At 60.7% G+C, this 12,077-nt stretch carries 10 protein-coding genes; all 10 read right to left on the bottom strand.

Going from position 1 to position 12,077, the window contains the following annotated elements; genetic code table 11:
• Positions 1-3 precede the first annotated feature (3 nt).
• A complete protein-coding gene (gene ftsW, locus N434_RS21095) occupies positions 4-1,158 on the bottom strand; it encodes a putative lipid II flippase FtsW (RefSeq protein ID WP_065113764.1) in 1,155 nt (384 codons plus the stop codon).
• 5 nt (positions 1,159-1,163) lie between these two features.
• On the bottom strand, positions 1,164-2,573 hold the full coding sequence (murD, locus tag N434_RS21090) for a UDP-N-acetylmuramoyl-L-alanine--D-glutamate ligase (RefSeq protein WP_110760181.1): 1,410 nt from the start codon (positions 2,571-2,573) through the stop codon (positions 1,164-1,166).
• A gap of 3 nt (positions 2,574-2,576) precedes the next feature.
• The gene (mraY, locus tag N434_RS21085; RefSeq protein WP_003494882.1) at positions 2,577-3,677 is read right to left on the bottom strand and encodes a phospho-N-acetylmuramoyl-pentapeptide-transferase; all 1,101 of its coding nucleotides are present in this window, start codon (positions 3,675-3,677) and stop codon (positions 2,577-2,579) included.
• 23 nt (positions 3,678-3,700) lie between these two features.
• A complete protein-coding gene (locus N434_RS21080; RefSeq protein ID WP_065113766.1) occupies positions 3,701-5,134 on the bottom strand; it encodes a UDP-N-acetylmuramoylalanyl-D-glutamyl-2,6-diaminopimelate--D-alanyl-D-alanine ligase in 1,434 nt (477 codons plus the stop codon).
• Positions 5,131-6,600, bottom strand: coding sequence for a UDP-N-acetylmuramoyl-L-alanyl-D-glutamate--2,6-diaminopimelate ligase (locus N434_RS21075; protein ID WP_110760180.1), 1,470 nt, complete (start codon positions 6,598-6,600; stop codon positions 5,131-5,133). The genes N434_RS21080 and N434_RS21075 overlap by 4 nt, the downstream gene beginning before the upstream one ends.
• A 59-nt stretch (positions 6,601-6,659) precedes the next feature.
• A complete protein-coding gene (locus tag N434_RS21070; RefSeq protein WP_065113768.1) occupies positions 6,660-8,402 on the bottom strand; it encodes a peptidoglycan D,D-transpeptidase FtsI family protein in 1,743 nt (580 codons plus the stop codon).
• Positions 8,402-8,956: a cell division protein FtsL gene (gene ftsL / locus N434_RS21065; protein ID WP_065113769.1), complete on the bottom strand. Its 555-nt coding sequence runs from the start codon at positions 8,954-8,956 to the stop codon at positions 8,402-8,404. Before ftsL ends, N434_RS21070 begins: the two co-directional genes overlap by 1 nt.
• Position 8,957: 1 nt before the next feature.
• The gene (gene rsmH / locus N434_RS21060) at positions 8,958-9,983 is read right to left on the bottom strand and encodes a 16S rRNA (cytosine(1402)-N(4))-methyltransferase RsmH (RefSeq protein WP_110760179.1); all 1,026 of its coding nucleotides are present in this window, start codon (positions 9,981-9,983) and stop codon (positions 8,958-8,960) included.
• A 14-nt stretch (positions 9,984-9,997) separates the two neighbouring features.
• Positions 9,998-10,438: a division/cell wall cluster transcriptional repressor MraZ gene (gene mraZ / locus N434_RS21055; RefSeq protein WP_110760178.1), complete on the bottom strand. Its 441-nt coding sequence runs from the start codon at positions 10,436-10,438 to the stop codon at positions 9,998-10,000.
• Positions 10,439-11,055: 617 nt separating this feature from the next.
• On the bottom strand, positions 11,056-12,057 hold the full coding sequence (locus N434_RS21050; protein WP_110760177.1) for an NADP-dependent oxidoreductase: 1,002 nt from the start codon (positions 12,055-12,057) through the stop codon (positions 11,056-11,058).
• Between the last annotated feature and the right edge of the window lie 20 nt (positions 12,058-12,077).

Here is a 12,077-nt window from a genome sequence, read left to right as displayed (position 1 = left end):
CGTTTACTCCGCGGGAACGCCGGAACCGACGCGGAAGAAACTCCGCTCCTGCGCCCGCTTTTCGGGTCTGTGGCGTGTCAGCGCCAGAAGGAAACCGGCGGTCACGCAGATCGCCATCATCGACGAACCGCCATAGGAAATCAAAGGCAGCGTCATGCCCTTGGCGGGCATCAGTTCCAGATTGACGCCAATATTGATCATCGACTGCATGCCGATCTGCAACACGAGGCCGGCCACGGCGAAGCGGCAGAAATCGTCCTTTTCCTTGAAGGCGTGCGACAGGCCGCGCAGCACGATGAAGGCGAAGATCGCAACGAGGAACATGCAGAAAACGATGCCGAATTCTTCCGCCGCAACCGAGAAGATGAAGTCGGTATGGCTGTCGGGAATGATGCGCTTGACGATGCCCTCGCCCGGTCCGCGACCGAACCAGTCACCGCGAATGATGGCCTCACGTGCGGTATCCACCTGGAATGTATCGCCCTCGCCGGTCCAGAAACGGTCGATACGGCCGGCCACGTGCGGCAGCATCAGATAGGCGGAGATGATGCCGCCGACGCCGACGCCACCGAGCATGATGATCCAGAACCACGGTACGCCGGCCATGAAGAACATGCCGCCCCAGACCACCGAGGTCAGGATCGTCTGGCCGAAGTCCGGCTGGGCGATCAGGAGTGCTGCCACGATGCCGAAGGTGATGATGGCGAAGAGATTGCCGGGAATTTCAGGATGGCGCGCCCGTTCGGCAAACAGCCACGCGCAGACGATGACGAAGGCCGGCTTCATGAATTCCGACGGCTGGATCGAGAAGGTGCCGATGGAAATCCAGCGCCGCGCACCCTTGACCTCGATGCCGAAGAACAGCGCGAAAATCATCATCAGCAGCGAGACGATCAGCATGATGACCGCCACGCGGCGCACCTGACGCGGCGACAGGAAGGAAAGGCCGACCATGATCGCCAGCGACGGCACCATGAACATCGCCTGACGCTCGACGAAGAAGAAGCTGTTGAGACCGATACGCTCGGCAACCGCGGGCGACGCTGCAAAGGACAGCATCAGGCCGATGCCCATCAGCGCGACGAACGCCGCCAGAAAGAAACGGTCGATGGTCCAGAACCACTCCGCGACCGGACCGCGATCAACTCGGCTTACCATGGCCTTCAGCCCCCTTTTCCAGAGTCAACCAGCATCGTCATGCCATCGAGCGCCGCGACCTGCGCGACGAACGAATCACCTCTGATCTCAAAGTTCTTATATTGATCGAAGCTTGCGCAAGCCGGGGATAACATCACGATATTGCCGGCCGTCGCATCTTTTTCCGCATCGGCCGCCGCGTGTTGCACGGCCTTGTCCAGCGTGCCGGATATTTCGTAAGGCACCGCCTCGCCAAGCGTCGCGGCAAATTCCGCCGCCGCTTCACCGATCAGATAGGCCTTGGCGATGCGCGGGAAAAGCGGAGAAAGGCTGGTGATACCGCCCGCCTTCGGCAGACCGCCGGCGATCCAGTAGATACGGTCGAAACTTGAAAGTGCGGGCGCTGCCGCATCGGCGTTGGTCGCCTTGCTGTCATTGACGAAGGTGACATTGCCGCGCCGGCCGACCGGCTGCATGCGATGCTTGAGGCCGGGGAAGGATTTGAGACCGGCGCGAACCTCGTCTTCGGAAACACCGACCGCAAGGCAGGCGGCGATTGCCGCCGCCGCGTTCTGCGCATTGTGGCTGCCACGAAGCGTCTGGATACCGTCGAGATCGGTGAGCAGCGAAGACGTGCCGCCATGTGCCCGCAGGATGCGGCTGCCTTCGGCATAAAGACCTTCGGAAACGACATTGCGCTTGGAAATGCGCTCCACCTTGACGCCGGCGCGCTCGATACGGTCGGCAATCAGCGTTGAATGGCTGTCGTCCACACCGACGATCGCAATGTTGCTACCCGCCACCAGCCGTTCCTTGACGTCGGCATAATGCTGCATCGTGCCATGCCGGTCGAGATGGTCAGGCGTCAGATTGAGCAGAATGCCGGCGGTCGGATTGATCGTCGGTGCAAGATCGATCTGGTAGGACGAGCATTCGACCACGTAGAAGCGTTGCGCCTTCGGCGGATCGAGGCTCAGCACCGCCGTGCCGATATTGCCGCCGAGTTGCGTATCGCGGCCGGATGCCTTGAGAATATGGGCGATCAACGCCGTTGTCGTGGATTTGCCGTTGGTGCCGGTAATCGCAATGAAAGGGCAATCCGGCGCATGGGCACGACGTTCGCGGATGAAAAGCTCGATATCGCCGATGATCTCGACGCCCGCTGCTTTCGCAAGGTCCACAGACCAGTGCGGCTTTGGATGCGTCAAAGGCACGCCGGGAGCCAGCACGAAGGAAGAAAACGAGGGCCAGTCTATCGTTCGAAGGTCCGCCGTTACGATGCCCTCGGCCTCAGCCTTCGCGACACTGTCGGGATTGTCGTCGAAAGCGACGACATCCGCCCCGCCGGCAACCAGCGCCCGGGCCGTGACGAGGCCCGAACCGCCGAGCCCGAAGAGAGCGACCTTCTTACCCTTGAACGACGTGACCGGGATCATCGCTCACCTCAGCTTCAGGGTGGCGAGGCCGAGCAGCGCGAGGCCAACGGAGATGATCCAGAAACGGATGACCACCTGGCTTTCCGTCCAGCCCTTTTTCTCGAAATGGTGATGGATCGGCGCCATCAGGAAGACGCGCCTGCCGGTACGCTTGAACCAGAAGACCTGGATGATGACCGACAGCGTCTCCATGACGAACAGACCGCCGACGATGACCATGACGATCTCGTGCTTGGTCGCGACAGCGATGGAGCCAATGAGGCCGCCGAGCGCCAGCGAACCCGTGTCGCCCATGAAGATGGCGGCGGGTGGCGCGTTGAACCACAGGAAGCCGAGGCCCGCGCCGATGACTGCGCCGACGATGACGGCAAGCTCACCCGTGCCGGGCACAAAATTGATCTGCAGGTAATTGGCGAAAACCGCGTTGCCAGCGAGATAGGCGATCACGCCGAAGGTGGCGGCGGCGATCATGACCGGCACGATGGCGAGACCGTCGAGACCATCCGTCAGGTTCACCGCATTGCCCGCGCCGACGATGACAAAAGCGCCGAACAGCACGAAGAAATAGCCGAGATTGATCACGAATTCCTTGAAGAACGGAAACGCAATGGAGCTGCCGAGCGTGCCGCCATGCGGTGCGGAGGCTAGCGCCATCTTCATCATGAAGAACACGGCAATCGCCGCAATCAGGAATTCGATGCCGAGACGGGCCTTGCCGGAAAAACCCTTGTCGCTCTGTTTCGTGACCTTGAGATAATCATCATAGAAACCGATGGCGCCGAAACCGAGTGTCACCATCAGAACGGCGACGACATAGACATTCGACAGGTCACCCCAGAGCAGCGAGCCGCCGAGGATACCCGCAAGGATCATCAGCCCGCCCATGGTCGGCGTTCCGGCCTTCTTGAAATGCGTCTGCGGCCCGTCGGCACGGATCGGCTGGCCCTTGCCCTGGCGAACGCGCAGCGAGTTGATGATCGCCGGTCCGAACAGGAAGACGATCAACGCAGAGGTGAACATCGCCGCCCCCGCCCGGAAGGTGATGTACCGGAAGAGGTTGAAGACTTGAACTTTATCCGACAGTTCGACGAGCCAGATCAGCATATTTGCCCTTTCAAAAGGCTATTTCAGACTTGGCGTTCCGTCTCGGGGAATGCCGGATACTTGTCAAGCAGGGCGGCGACAATCTTGCCGAAACCGAGGCCAAGTGACGATTTTACCATCAGCGCGTCTCCCGGTTGCACCCATTGCAGGGCGAAATCGGCAAGCTCAGCCGTTGTCGGGAACCAGATGACGGTGACGCTGTCCGGCAGCGCATCGCGAAGAGCGGCCATCGCCTCGCCCGCCAGCCAGACATGTTCGATACCGGCCGCAAGCAGCGGTCCGGCCAGCTCCTCATGCAGCTGCGCGGAAAACTCACCCATCTCCAGCATGTCGCCGAGAACGGCGACGCGACGGCCATGCCCCTGCGTTTCGGTCTCCGCCAGCACGGCGATCGCCGCCCGCATGGAGGCAGGATTGGCGTTGTAGCTTTCATCGATCAGCAGGAAAGACCCGCCATTGATCGCCAGATGGTGGCGCTGGCCCCGCCCTTTCACCGCCTCCAGCGTCCCGAGCGCCTCGAAAGCGCGGTCCAGATTGGCGCCGGTGAGAGCAACGGTACCGAGAACCGCCATGGCGTTGTCGGCAATATGCCGTCCGGGAATATTCAGCTGCAATTCGCTGGTTTCACCGTTCAGGATCACCCAGATGGTCGAACCCGTCACAGTGCTCTCGAAATCGGCCAGACGGAAATCGGCCTTGGCGTGCTGCCCGAATGTCAGAATATGCTCGATGCCCTGCTCCTGCGCAGCCTCTTCAAGCTGCTCGAACTGGGCATTGTCGCGGTTGAGAATGACGGAGCCGCCCTCCTCCAGGCCTTCGAATATCTCCGCCTTGGCGGCGGCGATTTCTTCTATGTCCTTGAAATTGCCGAGATGGGCGGGGGCAATGGTGGTAATGATGGCCACATGCGGACGAACCATTTTCACCAGCGGCCGGATTTCTCCGGAATGGTTCATGCCGATTTCGAAAACGCCGAATTCGGTGTCGGCCGGCATACGCGCCAGCGTCAGCGGCACGCCCCAATGATTGTTGAAGGACGCAACTGCCGCATGCACCCGGCCGGATGGCGCAAGCGCCTGCCGCAGCATTTCCTTGGTCGTCGTCTTGCCGACGGAACCCGTCACCGCGATGATGCGCGCCGACGTTCTTTCGCGCGCCGCGATGGCGAGCTTGCCGAGTGCGGCAAGTACATCCTCCACCACGATCATCGGTACGGTCAGCCGGCCGAGCGCCGGCAGCTTGCCCTCCGCCACGACCAGAAGACCCGCCCCGTTCGCAACGGCGAAACTGGTATAGTCATGACCGTCCACCCGGTCGCCCTTGATCGCGAAGAACGCTTCGCCCGGCTTGACCGTCCGGCTGTCGATGGAAATGCCGGTGATTCCGGTCGGCAGGTTGCCCACCGGGCGTCCTGCCGTGATGGCGATCATATCGGCGACTGTCCATAACCAGCTCAAATCTTCGATCCTTCCAGCCCTGCCAGTGCAGCGCGCACCTGTTCATGATCGGAAAACGGCAACGTCACGGAACCGACGATCTGCCCTTCTTCATGCCCCTTGCCCGCGACGATCAGCGTATCGCCGTTGGAAAGCAGCGATACCGCATGGTGGATCGCCTGCGACCTGTCGCCGATTTCCAGTGCACCCGGTGCCGCCGCCATGACCTCGGAACGGATCGTTGCGGCATCTTCCGAGCGCGGATTGTCATCGGTGACGATGACGATGTCGGAAAGCCGCGTCGCCACCTCACCCATGATGGGGCGTTTGCCCTTGTCGCGGTCGCCACCGCAGCCGAAGACGGTGACGATACGGCCCGACGTGAAAGGCCTGACCGAAGTGAGCACATTTTCCAGCGCATCCGGCTTGTGGGCATAATCCACATAGGCAAGCGCGCCGTTTTTCGTCTGGCCCACCAGTTCCAGCCGGCCGGCCGCACCGATCAGCTTTTCAAGCGCCTTCATCGCCACTGCGGCGGAAACGCCGGTGGACATGGCAAGACCGGCCGCCACAAGCGCGTTGGCCACCTGAAAATCGCCGGCAAGCGGAATATCCACCTCGTGAATCACACCGTCATGATGCACTTCGATCATCTGTTTATGACGGAAATGCTCCACCCTCTTCAGCGTCAGGTAATCACCCTTGCGGCCCACGGTTCGCACAGCGAGGCCCGCTTCGCGCGCCGCCTGGATTGCCTTTTCCGACCACGGATCGTCCGCAAAAATCACCGCTGGCGCGCCTTTTTTCATCAGCGTGTCGAACAGCCGCATCTTCGCTGCCATATAGTCCTCGACAGTCGGATGATAATCCATGTGGTCACGGCCAAGATTGGTAAAACCGGCCGCCGCAAGCTTCACGCCATCGAGACGGCGCTGGTCGAGGCCGTGGCTCGAAGCCTCCATCGCCGCATGCGTCACGCCTTCGGAGGCAAGCTCGGCCAGAAGCGCATGCAGCGTCACCGGGTCGGGCGTTGTCAGCGCGCCGTAATCCTCGCGACCCGGAGCGATGACACCCGTCGTGCCGATCTGCGCGGCCGCATGGCCGGCAAAGGCCCATATCTGCCGCACAAAGGAAGCGACGGAGGTTTTCCCCGCCGTTCCGGTGACGGCAATCATGGTTTCCGGCTGTTTTCCATAAAAACGGGCGGCGGCGAGCGAAAGATAGAGCCGCGGGTCGGAGACGACCAGCACCGGCACATCGGCCTCCACCGCATGACCGGAAACGACAGCAACCGCGCCCTTGGCAACCGCGTCCTTCACATAGGCCGCGCCATCCGCCTTCGTGCCCGCAACCGCCACGAACAGACTGCCGGGCTGAGCCTTGCGGCTGTCTGCGGTTATCCCCCCGATTTCGACCGCCCCTATTCCAGACAGGAGCAATTCATTCAATTCCGGAAACGCATTTCCGGATATATCTCGCAAATTCATCGACTGTGTCCGTCTTGTCCCCCCGGCGCGAATCGCCGGAACATCATAAGCTCTAACAATCAATAAGACACGAGCAAGGCCGAGCCATCCTTGCCGAACTTCGGCTTCACACCCAGAACCGCTGCCGTGCGGGCGATGATGTCGCGCACCATCGGCGCTGCGGAGGTGCCGGCCAGCGCCGCGCCATTGCCTTTGTCCGTCTTCGGTTCATCGATGAAGGTCAACACCACATATTGCGGGTCGTCGATCGGGAAAGCCGACAGGAAGGCGTTGAAGTTCTTGTCGCGAACATAGCGGCCATTGACGACCTTGTCCGCCGTGCCGGTCTTGCCGCCGACGTTGAAACCGTCGACGCGCGCATTGCGGCCCGATCCGTTCACACCATTCCACTCGAACAGGAAACGCATGTCCTTGCTGGTGGTGGGTTTCAGAACCTGCTTGGCCACCAGATCCGCCTGTTCGCGGGTGCGCGGCAGGAAGGTCGGCTCGATCAGCTTGCCACCATTGACGAGTGCCGCCCCGGCAACCGCCGTCTGCAGCGGTGTCGTCGAAACACCGTGACCGAAGGAAATGGTGATGGAGTTGATCTTCTTCCATTCACGCGGCTGCGATGGCAGCGCTACCTCCGGCAATTCGGTCTGCATGCGGGTCAAAAGCCCGAGCTTGGTCAGAAACTCCTTGTGGCCTTCGGTGCCGACGGTGTCGGCGATCTTGGCCGTACCGATATTGGACGAAAACTGGAAGATTTCCGGCACCGACAAAATGCGGTTCTTGCCGTGGAAGTCCTTGATGGTGAAACCGCCGATACGGATCGGATAACGGGCATCGAAACTGTCACCCAGACGCACGCGGCCCGAATCGAGGCCCATGGCGATGGTGAAGGACTTGAAGGTCGAGCCCATTTCGAACGTGCCGTTCGACATGCGGTTGAGCCAGCCCTCTTTTGCGCCTTCGGCCGGGTTGTTCGGATCGTAATCCGGTACCGAGGCCATGGCGAGAACTTCGCCCGTGTGCACGTCCAGAACGACGGCGCCGGCGCCGATTGCCTGGAACTTGGCAATGGCCGAAGTCACGACCTCACGCACGATGGACTGCACGCGCAGATCGATCGAAAGCTTCACCGGTTCCAGCGGCTGGTCGCTGGTCATGCCGAGCGCCGTCAGATCGGCGAGGCCCTGGCTGTCAACGTAGCGTTCCATGCCCGCCACGCCGCGATTGTCGATATTGACGTGACCGACCACATGAGCCGCCGTCGGGCCACCCGGGTAGAACCGGCGTTTTTCCGGACGGAAGCCGATGCCGGGAATGCCGAGCGCCAGAATCTGGCTCTGCTGCTTGGGCGTCAATTGACGGCGCAGCCACTGGAAGCGGGAATTGGAGGTGAGCTTCTGATAGGTGCCGCGCTGATCGAGATCAGGCAGAACGGTGCGCAGCTTCTCGATCGCCTCGTCGATATCGACAATGCGATGCGGCTCGGCAAACAGCGAGACGGTGCGAATGTCGGTGGCGAGAACCTCGCCATTGCGGTCGAGAAGGTCCGGGCGCGACGCCATCAGCCGGTCTGCGGGCGCGATGCTTGAAACGGTTTCCTGTTCCGCCATGCCATACTGTACGAGACGCCCACCAACGACGGCATAAAAGGCCACGAAACCGAAAATGATCAGACCGACCCGGCTTTTCGCCTGGGCAGCACGCTTCTTGCGGGCTCCCTCAAAAGCCGCATGATCGGTATAAACGCCGGTGGTGCTGGCGGAAAAATGAGCCTTGCTCTTCAAAACCATGACGCGGGAGAGAAAAGACATCAGCGGTTCACCGATCCTGTTATCGTGTCATCCATGTCATCGGTTTCATCACCGGCGACGGCGGAGACGGCCGGAGCCGCTGGGGGACGGGAAACGCGCGCCCTCGGCGTCGGAACCGGGGCGCCATTGGCGGCGATCTGGCCGGCCGGCGGCGATTTCTTTTTGGCGGCCGCGCCAAGCGTCGCGCCCGGCTTGGAACCGTTGACGGCGGCGGCAATCACGTCCTCGACGCTCATGCCTTCCGGCTCAGGCGGTTGCGGCAGTTGCGAGCGCAGCATGGGCAACTCACGCGGCTGCGCCAGTTGCGTCGGCAGCGTCGGCGAAAGGCCAAGCTCGTCCTGATAGGCGTTGACGAGGCGATGCAGACGGTTCGGCTGCGTCAGCAGCGCCCAGTCGGCCCGCAACAGATCGATCGTATCCTTCTCGAGCTTGATTTCGGCCTCGAGCTTGCGGACCTCTTCGAGCTTCAAATCGGCCTTGTGCTTGATCGAATAGGTCACGACGGCCGCAGCAACCATGACCCCCATCAAGATGACATCGAAAGTGCGCAGCATATCAGCCTCCCATCTTTTCAAGGCTGGCGAGATCGGGAAGCTCGAAGATCGAAAAATCCGCCGCGCGCGCCGGCGCGGTCGTGCGCAGACCGGCCCGCAGCTTGGCTGACCGCGCACGCGGATTGAGTTCCGCCTCCGCGTCACTGGCGGCGATCATCGGCTTGCCGATATTGTCGAAAATGGCCGGCTTGTCTTCGACCATCGGCAGATGCCGGGAACCGGCGGCCTTGCCGGAACGGTCGGAGAAGAATTTCTTGACGATGCGGTCTTCCAGCGAATGGAACGTGACGACGACCAGGCGACCACCGGGCTTCAGGGACCGCTCTGCAGCGAAAAGCGCCTGCGCCAACTCGCCGAGTTCATCATTGACGAAAACCCGAAGCGCCTGAAACACCCGTGTCGCTGGATGGATCTTGTCCTTCGCCTTGCGCGGCGTGACGATCTCGATGAGACCGGCGAGATCACGCGTAGTGCGGAAGGGTTCTTCCGCCCTCCTCTTCTCGATGGCGCGGGCAATGCGGCCCGGCTGCTTTTCCTCACCGAGAAAACCGAAGATGCGGATCAGATCGCCGACTTTCGCACGATTGACGACATCCGCCGCCGAAACGCCGGAGGCGGACATGCGCATATCAAGGGGACCGTTCTTCTGAAAGGAAAAACCGCGCTCTGCCTCGTCGATCTGCATGGAGGAAACGCCGATATCGAGTACGACGCCGTCGAGACCGCCCTCGGGCGCGTGCTTCGCCAGATCGGAAAATTGTGATTGAATAAGGTTTAACCTGCCGCCATTGGCGGCAACCATCGCCTGACCGCCAGCTATCGCGGTCGGATCACGGTCGAGCGCGATGACGTTGGCACCCTGATCGAGAATGGCCTGGGTGTAGCCGCCGGCACCAAAAGTGCCATCAAGGATGATCTTTCCGGATGCGGGTTCAAGCGCGGCGATAACTTCGCGAAGCAGGACAGGGATGTGACGCTGAGGTCCGCCATCGGCATCAGAAGATCGCCCACCAGAATTCGCCGCCATTCCGTGTCCCCGTCCTATGCGGGGCGAGCAGCCGAAAAACCGCGCCCCGCTCTTGCTTCCGCCTGCGCGCCCAAAAACGCCTGCGGTTGCCAAAGCTGAAAATGATCCGCCCGTCCGACGAAGGTGACCTCGGTGGATATGCCGGTAAATTCCCGCACGAAATCCGTCACCATCAACCGACCTTCCTGGTCGAGCTTCATGAAGACACCGCCGCCGTGAACCAGCAGCGACATCGCGTTCGCCTCCGGCGAGAAGGCATCCATCGACGCAATCTGCCGCTCGTAGCGCTCCAGCAAATCCGGACCGCCGATACTGATTGCCGGAAAGGCGAAATCCTGAAGGCAATAAAGCTCCTGAATGCCGCGCCTCACCAGCACCGAACGAAACGGAGACGGAACCGAAACGCGCCCCTTGGCGTCGATCCTGTTCGTCACGTTCGATAAAAAGCGGTCCATTACTCAACTCGCCCAAACCGCAATCCGCCAGGCGAACCATCCGCCCCACAGACAACACCGGTACGCACGACACATCGCCAAGCGCCAGGGCAACATGCCCTGCAGCAGCCCCTTGCAGGCTCCTCACTCGTTTCAGCGATTGCGGGTCAAAAACACGACCCAGTGTGGTGTGCATTTGGGATATCATGGGACACTATGGGCGTCAATGGGAGAAGCCGGCACGATACCGACTTCGCATCGGAAATTCATAAGCCGTTAAGTTTAACGAATGGTTTACTTCGGGCGCACAGACGCTCTTTCACGGCACACAAAGGCGCGGTGAAACCGCCGTTTTTCTGTTTTGAAACAAGGAAATGATTTCAGCCGCACCGCTTTTGATCGCGGTTCGGGCGAATGCGCCTCTTCATCCAGCCCATGGTCTCAGCCACAATGCACGGAAGGCGGCGCACGATGGCGCTCCGCGCCACAGGTGGCGGCAGTACGATGTCGTTTTTCATCGGGAGCATTCCAGCTAAAAGCGTGACGGCGTACGGGGCCGCCCGACACGTCGAGGATCGGCCCCATATTCGCCCGGCAATTGAACTGGAAATTGCTTTCGGCCCTATGGACCGCAAACATTATTTCACCGCGATGACAACCTTGCCCTTCGCACGACCGGTCTGGATATAGTCCAATGCCTCAATGGTCTTTTCGAACGGGAATATCCGATCCATCACCGGACGTATGTGATCCGCCTCGATCAGAGCGGTAATCTTTTCGAGTTGCCCGCCATTCGCGGTCATGAATAGGAAAGAATAACCGATCCCCCGGCGTTTCGATTTCCTCCTGATGCCGAAACTGAGCAGGCGCATGACCTGACGAAGCAGCCAGCCGAAGCCATTTTGCCGGGCGAAATCCGGATCGGGCGGCCCGGAAATCGAAATCAGCTTCCCGCCAGGTTTCAGCACTGCGATGGATTTTTCCAGCGTGTCTTTTCCGAGGCTGTTCAGCACGACGTCATAGCCCTGCAACACTTCAGCAAAGTCTTCCTTTTTGTAGTCGACCACGACGTCCGCACCGAGACTTCTTACCAGATCCATGTTGCCTGTACTCGTGGTCGTGGCCACATATGCCCCGAGATGTTTGGCAAGCTGGATCGCGATAGTGCCTACGCCGCCCGAACCGGCATGGATCAGCACCTTCTGTCCCTTCTGCACATTGGCCCGCTCGACAAGCACCTGCCATGCCGTCAGGGCGACAAGCGGTATGGATGCGGCCTCTTCCATGGTCAGATTGTCCGGCTTCATCGCCACATCGGCCTCATCAATGGCGATATACTCGGCAAATGTCCCGATACGTGCCTGGTCCGGTCGGGCATAGACCTCGTCACCGGGCTTGAATTTGCGGACATTGGCACCGACGCGGACCACGACACCCGCCACATCGTTGCCCAGCACCAGCGGAAGTCGGTACGGCAGGATGAGCTTGAACTCTCCGTCCCTGATCTTGTTGTCCAGAAGGTTGACGCTGGCGGCGCGGATTTCGACCAGAACGTCGTTTGCGCGCAACTCCGGCTCGGGGATCTCGCCGAGCCGCAATGCGCCGCCTTTCTTGTAGCGATCGATCAGAAATGATTTCATCGGACTAACTTTCGTTTCTG

Source organism: Rhizobium sp. UGM030330-04, assembly GCF_003208455.1.
Taxonomy (GTDB): domain Bacteria; phylum Pseudomonadota; class Alphaproteobacteria; order Rhizobiales; family Rhizobiaceae; genus Agrobacterium; species Agrobacterium rhizogenes_A.
Note: the sequence above shows the minus strand (reverse complement) of the source record. Positions and strands in the feature narration are given on the sequence as shown.